The following is a 16,878-nucleotide window of genomic DNA, read 5'->3' on the forward strand; positions in this document are numbered from 1 at the left end:
TTTAGTGCTATATTCATACAGAAAACCAGATTCCAAGTAGATAAAGGGCGATATATAAGAAAATGAATAATTGCAAAGTGTAAAAGTATAATAATCTACTAAAAAAAAGAAACCTTCTTTGAAGGTTTCTTTTCTAGGTGTTTTTTATTGTTCGCCGCTGCGCTGCAAGCGATTCTCAATAAATAGGCGCTCAACAAATTTATTTAGCTGTGCTTGATACAAACGGCGCTCATCTAGCGTTTTTGCGTCTTGTATTTGCTGCTTAAAGCGTTTGATTTGCTGTCTTTGTTCAACCGTTACATGATGAGAAAGAAGCATAGGTCCCCCTCCATTTCACTAACGTTTAAATTAAGTAAACCAAGGTTTACCAAAACAAACAACAAACCTGTTAGCTTCTCTTACATACATTTTTTTATTCAGCCTCTTTAGCCCCAACTAATGCTAAACCTGGACCGTACGGCGTTGTATGAACATCTAACATTAATTCATTTGTATAAGGCACAATAGAAGCTTCCATTGCTACTTGTACTCCATCGACTTCATACATTTCATCATTTTCAAAAGGCTCTTCAAAAGCTAACCCAATATTAGGGATTTCACAGCTAATTCCTTTGAAATACAAGCGAATTCCTGTTATCTCCTGTTCTTCAAGTATATTGTTAATTAATTGTTTTGCTTCTGGTGTAATATGCATGACTAACCCTTCTTCCTTTCAATACTCTTGCTCTATCCTATCATATCTTTAGAGTTTTTAAAGAGAATAATTATGCTTTAAAAGCATCTTTATTATTATTTAATAATTATTATAAATAAGTATTGATTTTAATTTGATATTTGATATAATATAAATATAAGATAACAACAACTCATTAGGAGGCTATTAACTATGAATTTAGAAAACGTATTGAACCAACAAATTGCCGATTTTAACGTATTGTATACGAAGCTACATCGCTTTCACTGGTATGTAAAAGGGCCTCAATTTTTTACGCTTCATGAAAAATTTGAAGAATTCTATAATGAGACGGCGGACTATATAGATGAATATGCAGAACGATTACTAGCCATTGGAGGAAGCCCAATTGCTACAATGAAGCAATTTTTGCAAGCAGCTACTCTTTTTGAAGATGGAAACGAGCAAACGAGTGAAGAAATGGTAGAAACCTTAATTAATGACTATACGCTACTTGTTAAAAACCTAAAAAATGCAGTTGAAAACGCTGAAGCAGCACACGATCACGTAACAGCTGACTTATTCATTGGAACAATCGGCAACATTGAAAAACATATTTGGATGCTAAAAGCTGCTTTACCTGTAAAAACATCCGTAAACGCATAAAAAGAGCCTAAGCGGCTCTTTTTTACGTTTGTTGATTTACTTTTTTTTGTCTTTGCAGCCACATAAAAAAAGACATATCATCGTGAATGTCATCTTCTAGCACAGCCTTATACACATGATCACTCGTATAATAGCGATTATATCCGCTTTGCTGCTTGAAAAATAAAATGCATTCCCGCTTTTTTTCAGTGAAAAGTGATTTTAATAACTCTTGTTTCTCAACTTTGCCTTTCACGATATTTTCTGGAAGCACGGAAATATCAAGCTTCCACTCTTCTCCCTTCTGAATCATATACACACTCCACTGATACTTATCTTTTTCATTAGCAAATATCATCTTATAAGGGCTAAAACGCTTTGTAAGCTGATACCCCATGTGAAAAATAGATTCTTCATCCATTTCATCATTTCCTACGTAAAAATTAATGATGCGATTTGTCATGACATTTAACTCAAAACTCTCCCCTGAGAGAAGACAACCATATTCTCTTAACAGATCCAATAAATGACTGGATACCACCAGTTGATTTGCTTCGTGTTTTAATTCACTTGAGTATGACAGCAGCTCATTCATGTTTTTTGATTCCCCTATCTATAGATCGTGAATTGTTATTGATATTCGCTTTTTTTTCATAAAACCCTTTCACTTTTACCCTTTAATTAAATAACTAGTTGTAAATTAAGTTATGTAGAGCAACATTTTATGAATAAATCAAGTTTAAGTATAAAACCTGAAGAAGTTTAAAGACTATAGTCGATACCGATTTTAAGGAGGACTTAGTATGAATAATCACGAACTTCCTACAAACATGCAAACTGGAGCTGTACCCCCTCAATTGAACCATGGAGGGCATGAACTATTTGACGTTCATGAAACACTTGCGGGCTCGATTAATGTAATGGATCAGTTTATGATGTTTAGGCAATATGTAAAAGAACAAGAGCTGCTTGATATCATTGATCGGCAATATCAGTTTATTTTAAATGAATATAATTTAATCGTAGAAGCTTTTTCTACTGGTCAAAAGCCGGCCGATTCTACACATGTATATAACATGAAGCAGTCTCATACCTTTGTTTATGGCTTAAAACCTTCACAGCCTAAAAAGCCGAATCAGTCCGTTGAGGAAATCAATGAAAAAGGCATATCAGGTCATATGCTAGGTCTAGTTAAGTCTCAAGCATCTCTTTTAACCATGACCGCTTTAGAAATAACAAATCCTGTTGTTCGCCGAATATTCGGAGACAGTGTTCCTAATTGGATTGAAATGGCTTATGAAATTTCTCTTTATCAAAATAAACACCATTATTATCAAGTGCCGCAGCTTGCAAAAGCAGATATGCAGCAAATGATCACAAGTTTTGCAAAAGCCACTGCCTCTCCTCAGATGCCTAATAACCATAAACTGCATTAATTAAAAAGAGGCTGGGGCAAACGTATTTTAGTTGAAGGAAGATCCGAACGATTCACCGTTCGGATCTTTTCATTAGTACGGTGAATATAGGTTATGTTTAGAGTTGCTTCTAGCTGTTGATTGGAGGGAAAGGCGAAGACTCCTGCGGGAAAAGCGGAATAGATGAGACCCCCCAGGAGCGCAAGCGACGAGGAGGCTCATCGGCCGCCTGCGGAAAGCGTAGCCTTGCATGGAAATCACCAGCAGTGTAACTAAACGACTCATACTAGATCATTTACTCAGTTTACTCGTCTTTAGATTGTATTGTATTGATTTTGTTATATCTCAATCTCGTTTTGTGCGTATATTTCAGAAAATGACAAAAAACTATGCATTTTGGATTATTTTCTGAATATTTGTAGTATTTTGATTAATTATGTATTATAATACAATTAACTAATAGAAAGGAGTGAGAGATGCATCATATATACTCGGATTACAGTTAAAGGAGGTGTCATAACACACTCGCAATACGTTTGCTAAAAGTCAGTTGAACTGTAGAACCGATATGTGATAGACCATGATGGTAAAGTTAAGATTAATTCCCCTAAATGAACATGTAACATAATAAACTGCTTCTTTTTCTTTTTAAAGATAGAAGCAGTTTTTTTATGTGCGTTTTTCTTTTCTTGATTTAATACATGTTTTCTCCACTTTGGCTAACACTTAAGATATACATTTACATACAAGGTGGTGACTTTGATGATCGCCGTAAAATTACTATTAGTCGCAGTTTTAATTGCATTAACTGCTTTTTTTGTAGCGACAGAATTCGCTATTGTAAAAGTAAGAAGTTCAAAAATCAATCAGCTTCTAGAAGAAGGACATAAAAAAGCTGTATCTGCCAAACACGTTATTACGCATCTAGATGAATATCTATCCGCTTGTCAGCTTGGTATCACCATCACGGCTCTCGGGCTTGGTTGGCTTGGTGAACCGACGCTAGATCGGTTGCTTCACCCTCTTTTTACTACCTTCCATACGAATGAGCCGCTTGCTGGTATTTTATCTTTTGTCATTGCATTTGTTGTTATTACTTTTTTACATGTTGTCTTGGGGGAATTAGCTCCTAAAACGTTTGCTATTCAAATGGCTGAACAAATTACGCTGAACTTTGCAAAACCGATTATCGTGTTTTACAAACTTATGTATCCGTTCATTAAAATATTAAATGGATCAGCTCGTATGTTGACTAAGATTTTTGGTATAACGATGATTTCAGAAAATGAAGCTGCTCATAGTGAAGAAGAGCTGCGTATTTTGTTATCTGAGAGCTTCGAAGGCGGTGAAATCAATCAATCCGAATATCGATATATGAGCAAAATCTTTGATTTTGACGATCGTTTAGCTAAAGAAGTAATGGTCCCTCGTACGGAAATTGTGAGTGCTTCCAAAGACGACGTCGTAGAGGTTTTTTTGCAAATCGCAAATGTCGAAAAATATACCCGCTATCCAATTGTTGAAGATGGGGATAAAGATAAAGTAATCGGTCTCGTTAATATCAAAGAAATTTATAATGATATTGTATTCAACGAAAAAGACGGCACCAATACGTTAGAGTCATACGTCAAGCCTATTTTTAAAGTAATTGAAACCGTACCCATTCATGACTTGCTTGTAAAGATGCAAAAAGAACGTATTCAAATGGCTATTCTTTTTGATGAGTATGGCGGAACCGCCGGGCTTGTTACAGTAGAAGATATTATTGAAGAAATTGTGGGAGAAATTCGAGATGAGTTTGATACGGACGAAATTCCTTATGTACAAAAAATTAAAGACGATCATTATATTCTTGACGGAAAAATGCTCATTAGCCAAGTAAATGATTTACTCGGTACGGATATTAGCGACGAAGAAGTAGATACCATTGCCGGGTGGGTGTTAACCGAAAAGTTTGATGTGACCAAAAATGATATCATTCAGCATGAGCAATTTTACTTTAAAGTTCTGATTATAGAGGATTTTCACATTAAGTATATAGAAGTGAAAAAAAGAAAGAAGAAAGAAAAAAAGGATGATCATCATTAATCATCCTTTTTATTTATTCAAAATCCCTTTTACCAATCGTCTCCTCCATCAAAAAAATCTCCATCCAACAGATCCTCCCCGGCTTCTTCAATATCTTCTCCAATTTCACCAAGCGCCGAGTCTTCAAACATATCATCCATCAAATTCTCAATGAGCAGTCCGCCTAACATACCGGCTGCAAAACCTCCCATTGCTCCTCCTAACCCGCTCATACGTGGGTGGTGTGAATGCTGATCATAGTGAGGAGACTTATAATATTCATAGTCTCGAGGATTCTCCATCATCTCTTCCATCGCTTCTTCCAGCAAACGAGCGATAGTAGATGGCTGGCTTAGTTCATCATTTGTAAAAAAGAGTTCATTTTTTATTTCCCTCTCACGGCCGAAAGAAGGCAAATCTAGCTCCAACAGCACGCGGATCCCTTCTCGTTCAATGGCTACCTCAAACTCAACCTCATTTACATATCCCTTTAAGAAGTCTGTAGGGAAAAATGAAAATTCTTGTTTGTATCCGTTAAATTTTCCTGAATGATGTTTTTCTCTAAATCCAAGTGCTTCAAAGCCCTCTACTAGCTGATATAAGCTTTTTGGAGCTTTAACGCGCACAGGGTCCCGGTCTGTTGAGTCTACTCCCCCTTCAATATCTAAGTGTGTCTTAAAGAAATAGCTAACGTTGCTCGCAGAGATTGGAAGGTCCAAAGGTAAATGATATGTAAATGGAATTTCTTTTTTCTCGCCTTCATTAATTGTAAATGAAGAAGCTGCGCGCAGGCTTTCCACACGATGTGTATGCATTTGACCGCTTTTCAATTGAACTTCAAGCCAAAATTCAACATCAATTAAATTAATATGTTGCTGAACGTTTCCACCTTGGATGACAATAGCTCCTTCAATTACATGACCGAGCGTATAGGCTGTTTCATTTAATCGTAAATCCACTTTGGCAGCTCCAACTCCAATTTTAGCAAACATTTTTTTAAACATTTTTTTCCTCCTCCAAAATGCTCTTACTATATATACGAAGTATACCGTTTATAAGTTTCAACTTACAAAAAAAAGAACTCAATTTCTTGAGTTCTTTCTGCTAAATCAACGCTTCATTTTAATTCAATTATTTATTAAATTAAAACACCCAGCCCCAACAGCAGCGACGTCTTTTACAACCGCCGTGGTTACCGCCATGGTTACCGTCATGACCTCCGCCATGGTTGCCACCGTGACCTCCGCCGTGGTTGCCGCCATGACAACCGTCGTGATTACCGCCATGACCTCCGCCATGACAACCGTCATGATTACCGCCATGACCTCCGCCATGGTTGCCACCATGATCTCCGCCATGGTTACCGTCATGACCTCCGCTATGGTTGCCACCATGATGGCATTTTTTATGTCCAGAACGATGATCATCATCATGTTTAGGACAATGATCGTTATGCTTATAATCGTTATGACAGCATTTTCCTTCATGGCTACTTCTTGGATCATAGCCAGAAGTTTTGTAATAATACTGATTAGAACACCAGCAACACTTCTTTTTATTGTTGTAACTCACATAAACCATCCTTATCTATAAATAAGATTTATATAGGCAATTTTATACCTATATATAAATAGATTATGTAAACTAGTACAAGGAAGTGCATTGCTGTGGGCCATGACCTAAGCCTGTTTTTAGGAGTATGTACGGGGGAGATAAGACAAGAAAAAAAGCCATCTCTAGATGGCTTTTTTTATATTTGATTTTTCACTTTACTTGCGCTTTCTGCATAAAACTCTAGAATTTCTCTTCTTCTTACAATTCCAATAAATACACCTTGATCATCCGTTACAGGAACAAAATTTTGGTCAATTGCCTTTGAAAGGATGTTTTGAACTTCATCATATATAGCAACTGGGTTATAATCTTGATAGCGGTCAATCTCTGTTAATTTAATATTTTCCGTATCTTGAAAGCGATAGTCTCCTAGGCTTTTTAACTTCCAAAGAAGATCTCCTTCAGTAAGAACGCCCACATATTTACCATCATCGTCAACTAGCGGAACTGTAGAATAGCGATGATACTCCATTTTTTCAAGAGCCTGTCTTAATGTGGATTGAATATTTAGTGTTACAACATCACTTTTTGGTACTAAGAAAAATGCAATATTCATTTTTTAATCTCCTTTTCCTTACCCGCTCATCTTACAATTTCTATTTATTTTTTCAGTTTTCGGCTTATTTTAATGTTTTAATCATACAAAATGCAGCTCGCAGTTATCTTACATTTACAACTATAAGCTGTCAATCCTAAGCTATGTAATTTTGACTTCTTATTTTCTTTATTACAGTACCCGTTTTCTAAATAATCAAATCCTAATTTTTAGAAAAACACGTCTAGTTAAAATAATGGTTCCTGCAGCTGCTTCTTTATACTAATAAGGGCCGGAAGAGCTACTTTCAGCTCTTCTTCTCTGCGATAAGAACGCAACTGAACCTCATTATATGCTCTGTTTATACTTTTTGACTCATGAAAAAGTCCCACATGATTCGACTAGCATTGGGGCCTTTAGGGTCTGTATAGCTGCCCGCTGAATTCCCTCCTGACCATGCATGCCCCATTCCATTGATAATATATTTATCAATAGCCAATTCTCCCTTACTGCTTTCGTAGCGATATGTTGTATAATCCCGTCCAAAGAGAATTTTTTCTTCTCTCGTTTTAACCGGGCTATCTTGAATCCATCCATCTATTCTTCCGTTATAAGCAAGATTATTCGTTGTAATCCACTGGTGAACCACTTGATCTGCATTGGCTACATTTACCGTAGAATCAGCGTTACCATGAAATACAATGAGCGGCAGTGGCTTTGCCCGTTTTCCCATTTGCTGATAAGCAATTCTTCCTTGTTTAACGGGGGAAGGACCTTTACTGGCCATGACAGAATACGCATTAAATACGTTAAGAGCCGCCTGATATTCGATACCTGCTGACACACCTATTCCAGCAAACAGTTCTGGATACGTTACCCCCATAACAATGCTCATTGCTCCTCCTGCTGACAGACCGGCAATAAACACTTTATTTTTCTGAATAAAGTGCATGTTTTGGACTTTTTTTACAATCCCTGCAATAATAGCTGGCTCGCCAAACCCTCTAATTTGATGAAGAGGTTCAAACCAGTTCCAGCATTTATTCATATTTGAGTTAGAAGACTGCTGTGGGTATACGACAATAAATTCTTTTTCGTCGGCGAGCTCGTTCATTTGCGTGCCTATTGCAAAATCATCTGCATTTTGTGTACATCCATGCAGCATAACCATTAGTGGGTAAGATTTTAAAATATGATAGGATTTAGGTAAATAGACCTTGAATTTTTTTCCTTTATGAGTATATGTTTTAAATGATTCAGATGACGCTTCTTGTTGTTCACTTGAAGACACAAGCGTTGACGTATTTATAACATTAGGTAGTGAACCCAACATGGTACCCCTCCTCTTTTTGTCAACGTTTTCATTTTTCTTCCCAATTACGTCCTGTATTACAATACTACATATTATTTCTTTTTTTTGCACGTTCTACATACTCTAAGAGTACAACTTGTTTTGGTTTTAAGCTGTTTTTTATCTTCTTGAAATTTGGGATTTTTTTGCTATATATATACTTTATTACTATATATGAAAATTGTCACTATAATCATGAAAAAAGGACAAACATGCCGTTTGCCCTTTTATTTGGACCTTGATGTTTAAATATCTTTTGCCGAATTAAGCCTCTATACTTTTATTATATGATGCTCCCTATCATTTATATGAATTTATTGCTTTGCATGTTTAAATCTGTAACCTTTACTATTTTATACTTTGCTTTTTATTCACCACTTCTTTCGCAGCAAATGGCAAGGTGCAGGTGCAGAAGCCACGTTTAAAAAGAAGAATCTTAAAGAGCAAATGTTTTGGTTTAACCTCTTCTTCGTTCGCAACAATTATACAAAGGCTGATTGCAATCACTCTTTTCCCTTCCTTTTGCTTAAATAGGTACAGCAAAGAGATGCTATTGGAGTAGATTCCTTTATTTTGCATACATTTTTTAGAAAACTATGGTAAAAATAAGACTTATCATATGGAGGTGAATAAATTGGCAAATATCCCAAAGGATACTGAGCCCTACTGGCGCGATCATTTAAAGTTTCCAACATACCCATCTCTTTCAGAAAATCGAAAAGTTGATGTTGTAGTAGTAGGAGGCGGTATTAGCGGTATTACAACAGCTTATTTATTACAAAAAGAAGGGCTGAACGTGGCGTTAATTGAAGCTGATAATATTTTAAATGGTACAACCGGTCACACAACAGCAAAGATTACAGCTCAGCATGACGTTATCTACGATGAGCTGCTTTCACACATTGGCGAAGAAAAAACGCTGCTGTATTATAGAGCAAACGAACAAGCTCTGCAGTTTATGAAAAACTTAATTCAAACGGAAAACATTGACTGTGATTTTTCGGTACAAGATGCTTACTTATACGGAGAAACGCTGGAGTTTGATCATCGAGTTCGTAAAGAATTTCGAGCCTATCAGCGATTACATATTCCATGTGAATTTGCAACAGAGCTTCCTTTTAATTTTGATATTAGGGCAGCAGCTATTATGAAAGATCAAGCTCAGTTTCATCCGTTAAAATATCTGCTTCATTTAGTAAAAAAATTCACAGAAAGCGGCGGATTGATTTTTGAAAACACCGTAGCCACGGATGTAGAAGAAAGCACGTCGCCCACCGTTGTCACAAGAGACGGACATCGAATTTCTTGCAAATATGTAGTGGCGTGTTCACACTTTCCATTTTATGATGGAGCCGGCTTTTACTATACGCGCATGTATGCCAAACGTTCGTATGTGTTAGCAGCAAAAGTTGAACAAGTTTACCCTGGAGGCATGTATTTAAGTGCTGATCAGCCTACTCATTCGCTGCGTTCAACAAAAGTTGACGGAGAAGAACTCATTTTAATTGGTGGAGAAGGCCACAAAGCTGGACAAGGAATTAATACCATGTTCCACTATGAGTCCCTTCAGAGGTTCGCCGAAGAAAATTTTACTGTTCAACATTTTCGTTACAAATGGTCTGCACAAGATTTATTTACGCTTGATAAAATTCCATATATCGGTCCCATTAAAGAAAGCAAGCCAAATATCTTTATTGCCACCGGATTTAAAAAATGGGGGATGACTCATAGCACCATTGCAGCACATATTATTCGAGATGCAATAACCGGAAAAGACAACCCATATGCGGAGTTGTATAATCCGTCTCGTTTTTATGCGGACCCTAGCCTTAAGCATTTCTTTCGTCAAAATCTTGATGTGGCTGAACACTTTATTACCGGTAAGTTTTCAATGCCTGAAAAAGGACTGGATCAGCTTCAAAATGATGAAGGGTCGGTCGTATATGTAAACAGCAAACGTACGGGAGCTTATAAAGATCCTCAAGGGAAGCTTCACTGCGTCGATACTACATGCACGCACTTAGGATGTGAAGTAAATTGGAACGCTGGTGACCGCACGTGGGACTGCCCTTGTCACGGTTCTCGTTTCTCTTACGACGGATCTGTGGTAGAAGGCCCTGCTAAAAAGCCGCTTACGCCAGTGGATGTCGATTCAAGCGATAAAAAAAGCACGCCGTAGGGCATGCTTTTTTTATCATTATCAATAGATTCACATTTGAGTTTACTCTTTACATCCTTCTTTTCTAAAATATCGATTATACACCAAAACCATTGCATAAATGACTAAAAAAGAAAACGTAAAGATAATTAACCTTCCAGATTCAGGGACATGATCAAGATAGTCTGTTTCAAAAAACATAACAAACATCAAAAATGGCAATAGGAACAAAAACCAAATAAAATCTCGATCCATAAACATTTTTATAAAAAATAAAATGGCCCCGATGTAGACAATCATCAAAAACATAATCATTCACCAAATTCTATTTAATACTAGAGGTGTTGTAATGATTATATCGGATTTCTCCAGCGAAATATAGAGTCATTGGTTTTAATTTTATAAATCCCTTATAACTTTCAAACTGCTATTTTAACATAATAAGGGAATTTACTGCTGTAAAGACTCTAAGTGAGCAAAAAACTGCGGGTAAGAGACGGATACCGCGTCACGATTTTCAATAATTGTTTCCCCTTCTGCAATACAAGAGGCAACAGCGAGCATCATACCGATACGGTGATCTCCGTGGCTGTTTACATTTGCTCCGTGAAGTTTTGCACCTCCGTGAATAATCATTCCATCTTCCGTTGCTTCAATGTTAGCTCCCATTTTGGTTAACTCATTCACTACCGTATCAATACGGTTTGTTTCTTTGACTTTTAACTCTGCAGCATCTTTAATAACTGTAATCCCTTCTGCCTGTGTGGCAGCTAGTGCAATAATTGGGATTTCGTCAATTAGGCGTGGAATTAAGTCTCCGCCTACTTCCGTACCTTTTAAGTGAGAAGCTTCTACAACTAAATCTGCATAGGGTTCCGCTGTTTCTTTTGTTTCTTTGACTGTCTCGATCGAAGCGCCCATATTTGAAAGCACATCTAAAATACCCGTTCGAGTTGGATTCATCCCAACTTTTTGAATTTCAATGCGGCTGTTTGCAATAATAGCCCCCGCTACTAAAAAGAATGCAGCTGACGAAATATCACCAGGTACTTCTACATGCGTTCCTCTTAACGTTTGGCCGCCTTCAATTGAAACGGTTAAGCCTTCTTCTTCGACTTTAACACCAAATGCCTCTAGCATACGCTCTGTATGATCACGTGATTTCGCCGGTTCCGTTACAGAAGTTGTTCCTTCCGCCTGCAGTCCAGCAAGTAAAATAGCTGATTTTACTTGTGCGCTTGCAACGGGAGATGTATAGTGTATACCTTTTGCTTTCCCACCTCGTATAACAAGCGGTGTAAAATTAGCATCTTTTCGACCGTCTAAATGAATATTCATATCACGAAGGGGACCGGTCACACGCTTCATAGGGCGTTTGGCAATGGATTCGTCTCCAATCAATGTTGAATGAAAGGGTGTATTTGCTAAAATCCCCATCATAAGGCGAATCGTTGTGCCCGAATTTCCAACATCTAAAATATCAGATGGCTCTTTTAGCGCTTGTATCCCTTTTCCTTTTACTACGACGCTTTGTTCATCAATCATTTGAATATCTACACCTAGTTTTTGAAAGCAGGAAATGGTGCTAAGGCAATCGTCTCCTGGCAAAAATCCGTTAATCGTTGTTGTTCCTTCTGCAATCGAACCAAACATAACGGAACGGTGAGAAATAGATTTATCTCCTGGAATTTGAATCGTTCCTCGTAAAGCTTTTACTGTCACAATATGTCTCTCCTTTATGCGTAAAGCGAATCACGAAATTCTTTGGCATCTGAAAAGTAATCAAATAATTCGTGACCGTCACCTTTTTCTACTAATAGTTTTACTTGTTCCATTTCTTTCATCCAGTCATCAAGCAATGTTAAAAGCATAGAACGGTTTTGTTTTAGTATATCTCTCCACATATGAGGATTACTTGAAGCAATTCTCGTAATATCTCGAAAACCGCCTGCTGCCATTTCCGTGACAAGATGATTCTGTGCTGAATATCCTTTTACTTGTCTTACAAGACTGGTCGCAATCACATGAGGTAAATGACTGACAACTCCAGTGATTTGATCATGAGTAGCTGCATCAAGCGGTGCAAATTGTGCACCTGTAGGCTCTAGCAAATGCATAAGCGCATCTATTTTTTCTTTTTGCTCATTTTCAAACGGCGTTAAAATATAGCGCGCCGAACAAAATAAATCCGCTCGTGCATTGACTGCACCGCTCGTATGAGAACCAGCCATCGGATGCCCGCCAATAAATGAAATACGTTTCTTATTCAGCGCTTCGGCTGCTTTCATAATTTCACCTTTGGTACTTCCGACATCCGTTACGATAACCGTTTCTTTAAGCTTCCAATTAGAAAGGTCGTGTATCCATGCTGTCGTGTGCTCTACTGGAGTAGCAAGTACGATATAATCTGCTTGGGCTGCTTCTGTTTTTATATCTTCAGCTACATAATCAACGATACCTAGCTGGTTGGCTACTTGTACTTCATTTGTATTGATATCAGCTCCAACGACTGTGACGTGACGATGCTTCTTCATAGCTAGCGCTAATGATCCTCCAATAAGGCCGACGCCAATAAGTAATACACGTGTTTTCACCTTTCATTCTCCTCTATTCATTAGAATTGCTTTGCGTATTCTTCATGTTTTTTTACGTTTTCTTGAATTAACTGAATTCGATCTGCCCCGAATTGATCGATAATAGCAGATGCTAGTTCCCAAGCAATCACTGATTCTGCTACAACCGCTGCCGCCGGTACTGCACAGCTGTCTGAGCGTTCAATACTTGCAGCAAATGGCTCTTTTGTATCAATATCTACACTTTGAAGCGGCTTGTATAAGGTAGGAATAGGTTTCATGACGCCTCGCACAACAATCGGCATTCCTGTTGTCATGCCTCCTTCTAAACCTCCCGCATTGTTCGTTTTACGCGTATAGCCGTTTTGTTCATCCCATAGAATTTCATCATGGACTTCACTTCCCGGTCTGCGAGCTGCTTCAAAGCCTACGCCGATTTCAACGCCTTTAAACGCGTTAATGCTCATAATAGCAGCAGCTAGCTTTGAATCTAACTTACGATCATAGTGCACGTAACTTCCCACTGCAGTAGGCATTCCTTCTACTACTACTTCCACTACGCCACCAATGCTGTCTCCATTTTCTTTTGCATCATCGATTGCTTTCATCATTTTCTGTCCCGCTTCTTCATCTAAGCAGCGAACGGGTGACGCTTCTGTTTTTTCCTGAAGTTCTGTCAGTGACTCATATGCCGTTTTTTCAGCTTTCACACCGCCGATTTCAAGCACGTGACATGCAATATTTACGCCTACAGCTTTTAGTACTTGTTTGGCAACTGCGCCTGTGGCTACTCGTACCGTCGTTTCGCGAGCAGATGAACGTTCCAATACGTTTCGCATATCTCTGTGACCGTATTTAATAGCTCCATTTAAATCCGCATGACCTGGACGAGGTTTTGTAATTTGTCGCTTTACTTCTTCATCATGATCAACTGGATCAGCACCCATAATATTTTTCCAGTGAGTAAAATCTTTGTTTTCAACGACTAAAGCAATGGGTGAACCAAGCGTCTCACCGTGGCGAACTCCGCCTTTAATCTGAACTTGATCTTTTTCAATCTGCATGCGGCGTCCGCGCCCATGTCCCTTTTGTCTTCTTGCTAAATCTTCATTAATATGTTCGGCTGTTAATTCAAGCCCTGCTGGTACTCCTTCAATAATCGCTGTTAATTGAGGTCCGTGCGATTCTCCTGCTGTTAAATATCTCATATTATCGATTCCTTTCTGTTGTAAAAAATAAAAAACTCGCCCCTACGTTCATAGGGACGAGTTTTTCTCGCGATACCACCCTAGTTGCATACATTGCTTGCCACCTCGAATTGTTAACGATCCGCTGACCGCTCTGTAAAAGAGTACTCAAAGAGTGTAATTCGCTCACATTTGTGTACTGACTTCCACCAACCGTCAGCTCTCTGAGACAGGGAAATGTTTGCTACTAGTTTCTTATCACTGTATCACTATGAAATTAAGATAATTTTACTGCTGCACCTTTTAATTCTTCCATGAATTTGTGGAATTCAGGAATGTTCATTTGCTGTGCTGAATCTGATAGTGCTACTGCTGGGTCTGGATGAACTTCTGCCATTACAGCATCTGCGCCGATAGCAATCGCTGCTTTTGCACATGGTAATAATAAGTCTTTGCGTCCTGTTGAATGCGTTACGTCTACTACAACTGGTAAATGCGTTTCTTTTTTCAAGATTGGAACAGCTGAGATATCTAGTGTGTTGCGTGTTGCACGCTCGTATGTGCGGATACCGCGTTCACAAAGAATAATGTTTCCATTTCCGCGAGACATAATGTATTCAGCAGCATTAATGAATTCTTCAATTGTTGCTGCCAATCCACGTTTTAAAAGAATTGGTTTGTCTACAGAACCTGCAGCTTTTAATAGCTCGAAGTTTTGCATGTTACGTGCACCAATTTGAATCACATCTACGTAGTCGAGAGCCGTTTCAATATCTTGAGGAGAAACAATTTCACTGATAATTGATAGGCCTAGCTCATCGCCTACTTGACGTAAGATTTTTAAGCCTTCCACCCCAAGACCTTGGAAATCGTAAGGTGATGTACGTGGTTTGAACGCTCCGCCGCGCATTAACGTAATACCTTGTTCTTTAAGCGCTAAGCCCACTTCTTTTACTTGTTCGTAGCTTTCTACTGCACATGGTCCCATTACAAATTCTAAGTTTCCAGGTCCTACTTTTGTACCGTTGATGTCAACGATTGTATCTTCAGATTTCTTTTTACGAGATACAAGAAGTGCTTTGCGGTGATCGTCTTCTTGAAGCTCTAAGCTTGCTTTGAAAATTTCTTTGAAAATATGCTGAATTGTTGAAGCTTCGAATGGTCCATTATGGTTAGCTAAGATTTGATCTAACGATTTACGTTCACGAACTGGATCAAAGCGATTCACACCTTGTGTACCTTTTACTTTTCCGATTTCTTGTGCGATTTCACCGCGTTTATTTAATAATTCTAAAATTTCTAAATTTATTTCGTCGATTTGTCCTCGTAATTGTTCTAGTGATTTTGTCATTTTAAAAATCCTCCTTTGATTTTATAACCTTGAACGGATCTTCTCGTTTAGTTTGTATTGAAAAATCCGTTTTACACCTACACAGCCGCTTATGCGGATATACAAAAAGTCCCTACTGATTGTATCAGTAGGGACGAATTGATCGCGGTACCACCCTAATTGCAAGCATTGCTTGCCTCTTCATTAAGATAACGGCTATTGCCGCTTTTGACTATTGCCAAAAGAAAGCTCCAAGAATGTAATTCGCAATCTCTTTTGTACTGATTCGCACCAACCATCAGCTCTCTGAATACAGGGAAGATTTTGCTACTATGCTCTTTTCATCGCTTGTAATGGATATAAAATTATAATGGGCCAAAATACAAAAAGTCCCTACTCACCCTTAAGATTTTTTCTTAAGAGTCAGTAGGGACGAAAATTCGCGGTACCACCCTAGTTGCAAGCATTTTGCTTGCCTCTTGATTAAAATAACGGCTAGGCCGTCTTTTCCTACTCGGAAAAGATGCTCAAGGAATGTACTTCGAAAAAATTTGTGTTCTGACTCGCAGCAACCGTCAGCTCTCTGTTACAGGGAAATTTTTTCTACTAGTGCTCCTATCAACGCTCAGTATTGACTATGTATGTGTACTTGGATAATCAGTTCCGATCGTTTGAAACTGTTTGTCGCTTCCAAGTTGTGTGTAATGTTGTGTGATGTTGATTTGTATTATGAATGGTTTTTTTATCTTCGTCAACACTTTTTATTAATTTTTTTTATTTTTTAAAAACCATAGCTCCTTCAAACCCATCTCTATCAAGAGTTTTGCTGCTCTAGTTTTTTTCAAACTTGTATTCCATTTCAGATTCATATTCAATAAATCCATGTTTTTGATACAAGCTTTTTCCAGCGGAAGAAGCATTTAACCATATTCGATTTACACCATTTTTTTGGCAGTACTGCATCAAATGCTTTAAAATAGCTGAAGAATAGCCGTGCTTTCGGTGATCAAAAGCTGTATACATGTTCATAACATATGCTTCTTTTCCCTGGAGGTTACTCGGTGAAGGCGGACGTATAAAAAAGACGATGCTTCCTGCTGATACAATTTCTCCATTCGCTTTTAAAATAGCCGTATAGCTATGTGGATTATTTATATTTGCAGTAAAATATTCTTCTGTAGCTTTTCGAAACAGCTCCTCATTCCCGTTTAATTCTCCCAGTTCTTTCATAAGCAAAATTCGCAAGCTAACTAGATCCTGAACGTTTTCTAACACCGCTTTTTCAACCATGACTTCCCCTCTTTTCGTCTCTTTTACAAAAAAAAACTCT

19 protein-coding genes and 3 other annotated features are annotated in these 16,878 nt (G+C 38.0%); of the genes, 5 read left to right on the forward strand and 14 right to left on the reverse strand.

Translation table 11 applies throughout. From position 1 onward, the window contains the following. Positions 1-144: 144 nt before the first annotated feature. Both POF52_RS13025 and POF52_RS13030 read right to left on the reverse strand, forming a co-directional pair. Complete coding sequence (locus POF52_RS13025; protein ID WP_013057683.1) at positions 145-318, reverse strand: hypothetical protein; 174 nt, start codon at positions 316-318, stop codon at positions 145-147. Between the two features lie 94 nt (positions 319-412). Next, entirely contained in the window at positions 413-694 is a 282-nt protein-coding gene (locus tag POF52_RS13030; RefSeq protein ID WP_013057684.1) for a hypothetical protein, read from the reverse strand. A gap of 192 nt (positions 695-886) precedes the next feature. On the opposite strand from POF52_RS13030, the gene POF52_RS13035 reads away from it, so the two are divergent. Next, positions 887-1,339, forward strand: coding sequence for a Dps family protein (locus POF52_RS13035; protein ID WP_176584148.1), 453 nt, complete (start codon positions 887-889; stop codon positions 1,337-1,339). Positions 1,340-1,361: 22 nt separating this feature from the next. Here POF52_RS13035 and POF52_RS13040 read toward each other — a convergent pair whose 3' ends face one another. After that, positions 1,362-1,913: a hypothetical protein gene (locus tag POF52_RS13040; RefSeq protein WP_013083781.1), complete on the reverse strand. Its 552-nt coding sequence runs from the start codon at positions 1,911-1,913 to the stop codon at positions 1,362-1,364. Positions 1,914-2,121: 208 nt separating this feature from the next. Between POF52_RS13040 and POF52_RS13045 the strand changes: the two genes are divergently transcribed. The 3 genes from POF52_RS13045 to POF52_RS13055 all read left to right on the forward strand — a co-directional run bounded on the left by POF52_RS13045 (position 2,122) and on the right by POF52_RS13055 (position 4,821). Continuing rightward, positions 2,122-2,754, forward strand: coding sequence for a spore coat protein (locus POF52_RS13045; RefSeq protein WP_016764699.1), 633 nt, complete (start codon positions 2,122-2,124; stop codon positions 2,752-2,754). Positions 2,755-2,870: 116 nt separating this feature from the next. Next, on the forward strand, positions 2,871-3,005 hold the full coding sequence (locus POF52_RS13050) for a hypothetical protein (RefSeq protein ID WP_255323379.1): 135 nt from the start codon (positions 2,871-2,873) through the stop codon (positions 3,003-3,005). 490 nt (positions 3,006-3,495) lie between these two features. Then, complete coding sequence (locus POF52_RS13055; protein ID WP_013057688.1) at positions 3,496-4,821, forward strand: hemolysin family protein; 1,326 nt, start codon at positions 3,496-3,498, stop codon at positions 4,819-4,821. 29 nt (positions 4,822-4,850) lie between these two features. On the opposite strand, the gene POF52_RS13060 is transcribed toward POF52_RS13055, so the two are convergent. The 5 genes from POF52_RS13060 to POF52_RS13080 form a co-directional block, all read right to left on the reverse strand. Beyond that, positions 4,851-5,804: a sporulation protein gene (locus POF52_RS13060; RefSeq protein WP_271993131.1), complete on the reverse strand. Its 954-nt coding sequence runs from the start codon at positions 5,802-5,804 to the stop codon at positions 4,851-4,853. Between the two features lie 123 nt (positions 5,805-5,927). After that, the gene (locus POF52_RS13065; RefSeq protein ID WP_271993132.1) at positions 5,928-6,287 is read right to left on the reverse strand and encodes a hypothetical protein; all 360 of its coding nucleotides are present in this window, start codon (positions 6,285-6,287) and stop codon (positions 5,928-5,930) included. A gap of 263 nt (positions 6,288-6,550) precedes the next feature. Further along, complete coding sequence (locus tag POF52_RS13070; RefSeq protein WP_013057690.1) at positions 6,551-6,970, reverse strand: CBS domain-containing protein; 420 nt, start codon at positions 6,968-6,970, stop codon at positions 6,551-6,553. A gap of 340 nt (positions 6,971-7,310) precedes the next feature. Further along, entirely contained in the window at positions 7,311-8,282 is a 972-nt protein-coding gene (locus POF52_RS13075; RefSeq protein WP_016764703.1) for an extracellular catalytic domain type 1 short-chain-length polyhydroxyalkanoate depolymerase, read from the reverse strand. A gap of 366 nt (positions 8,283-8,648) precedes the next feature. Next, entirely contained in the window at positions 8,649-8,807 is a 159-nt protein-coding gene (locus POF52_RS13080; protein ID WP_205661552.1) for a hypothetical protein, read from the reverse strand. A gap of 127 nt (positions 8,808-8,934) precedes the next feature. On the opposite strand from POF52_RS13080, the gene POF52_RS13085 reads away from it, so the two are divergent. Next, a complete protein-coding gene (locus POF52_RS13085; protein WP_271993133.1) occupies positions 8,935-10,479 on the forward strand; it encodes an FAD-dependent oxidoreductase in 1,545 nt (514 codons plus the stop codon). A 42-nt stretch (positions 10,480-10,521) separates the two neighbouring features. Here POF52_RS13085 and POF52_RS13090 read toward each other — a convergent pair whose 3' ends face one another. The 6 genes from POF52_RS13090 to POF52_RS13115 all read right to left on the reverse strand — a co-directional run bounded on the left by POF52_RS13090 (position 10,522) and on the right by POF52_RS13115 (position 16,838). After that, a complete protein-coding gene (locus POF52_RS13090) occupies positions 10,522-10,767 on the reverse strand; it encodes a hypothetical protein (RefSeq protein WP_013057694.1) in 246 nt (81 codons plus the stop codon). A 141-nt stretch (positions 10,768-10,908) separates the two neighbouring features. Beyond that, a complete protein-coding gene (aroA, locus tag POF52_RS13095) occupies positions 10,909-12,198 on the reverse strand; it encodes a 3-phosphoshikimate 1-carboxyvinyltransferase (RefSeq protein ID WP_271993425.1) in 1,290 nt (429 codons plus the stop codon). Then, positions 12,195-13,052 (reverse strand): prephenate dehydrogenase, encoded by an 858-nt coding sequence (locus tag POF52_RS13100; protein ID WP_271993134.1) that lies wholly within the window; start codon positions 13,050-13,052, stop codon positions 12,195-12,197. The genes aroA and POF52_RS13100 overlap by 4 nt, the downstream gene beginning before the upstream one ends. Before the next feature lie 20 nt (positions 13,053-13,072). Beyond that, positions 13,073-14,239 carry a chorismate synthase gene (gene aroC / locus POF52_RS13105; RefSeq protein WP_271993135.1) on the reverse strand — a complete coding sequence of 389 codons (1,167 nt, stop codon included), beginning with the start codon at positions 14,237-14,239 and terminating at the stop codon, positions 13,073-13,075. A 49-nt stretch (positions 14,240-14,288) separates the two neighbouring features. Next, positions 14,289-14,489 (reverse strand) — a binding site (T-box leader). A gap of 6 nt (positions 14,490-14,495) precedes the next feature. Further along, a complete protein-coding gene (locus POF52_RS13110; RefSeq protein WP_013057698.1) occupies positions 14,496-15,569 on the reverse strand; it encodes a bifunctional 3-deoxy-7-phosphoheptulonate synthase/chorismate mutase in 1,074 nt (357 codons plus the stop codon). A gap of 126 nt (positions 15,570-15,695) precedes the next feature. After that, positions 15,696-15,902 (reverse strand) — a binding site (T-box leader). 71 nt (positions 15,903-15,973) lie between these two features. Continuing rightward, positions 15,974-16,179 (reverse strand) — a binding site (T-box leader). A gap of 200 nt (positions 16,180-16,379) precedes the next feature. Then, positions 16,380-16,838, reverse strand: coding sequence for a GNAT family N-acetyltransferase (locus tag POF52_RS13115; protein ID WP_176584154.1), 459 nt, complete (start codon positions 16,836-16,838; stop codon positions 16,380-16,382). Positions 16,839-16,878: the final 40 nt, after the last annotated feature.

The organism is Priestia sp. AB (genome assembly GCF_028369225.1).
Lineage (GTDB): Bacteria > Bacillota > Bacilli > Bacillales > Bacillaceae_H > Priestia > Priestia megaterium.

Excerpts from the sequence above, each read along its gene's own strand:
- POF52_RS13025 (WP_013057683.1), bottom strand. The coding sequence starts at position 318 with ATGCTTCTTTCTCATCATGTAACGGTTGAACAAAGACAGCAAATCAAA.
- POF52_RS13030 (WP_013057684.1), bottom strand. The coding sequence starts at position 694 with ATGCATATTACACCAGAAGCAAAACAATTAATTAACAATATACTTGAA.
- POF52_RS13035 (WP_176584148.1), top strand. The coding sequence starts at position 887 with ATGAATTTAGAAAACGTATTGAACCAACAAATTGCCGATTTTAACGTA.
- POF52_RS13040 (WP_013083781.1), bottom strand. The coding sequence starts at position 1,913 with ATGAATGAGCTGCTGTCATACTCAAGTGAATTAAAACACGAAGCAAAT.
- POF52_RS13045 (WP_016764699.1), top strand. The coding sequence starts at position 2,122 with ATGAATAATCACGAACTTCCTACAAACATGCAAACTGGAGCTGTACCC.
- POF52_RS13055 (WP_013057688.1), top strand. The coding sequence starts at position 3,496 with ATGATCGCCGTAAAATTACTATTAGTCGCAGTTTTAATTGCATTAACT.
- POF52_RS13060 (WP_271993131.1), bottom strand. The coding sequence starts at position 5,804 with ATGTTTAAAAAAATGTTTGCTAAAATTGGAGTTGGAGCTGCCAAAGTG.
- POF52_RS13065 (WP_271993132.1), bottom strand. The coding sequence starts at position 6,287 with ATGAAGGAAAATGCTGTCATAACGATTATAAGCATAACGATCATTGTC.
- POF52_RS13070 (WP_013057690.1), bottom strand. The coding sequence starts at position 6,970 with ATGAATATTGCATTTTTCTTAGTACCAAAAAGTGATGTTGTAACACTA.
- POF52_RS13075 (WP_016764703.1), bottom strand. The coding sequence starts at position 8,282 with ATGTTGGGTTCACTACCTAATGTTATAAATACGTCAACGCTTGTGTCT.
- POF52_RS13090 (WP_013057694.1), bottom strand. The coding sequence starts at position 10,767 with ATGTTTTTGATGATTGTCTACATCGGGGCCATTTTATTTTTTATAAAA.
- aroC (WP_271993135.1), bottom strand. The coding sequence starts at position 14,239 with ATGAGATATTTAACAGCAGGAGAATCGCACGGACCTCAATTAACAGCG.
- POF52_RS13110 (WP_013057698.1), bottom strand. The coding sequence starts at position 15,569 with ATGACAAAATCACTAGAACAATTACGAGGACAAATCGACGAAATAAAT.
- POF52_RS13115 (WP_176584154.1), bottom strand. The coding sequence starts at position 16,838 with ATGGTTGAAAAAGCGGTGTTAGAAAACGTTCAGGATCTAGTTAGCTTG.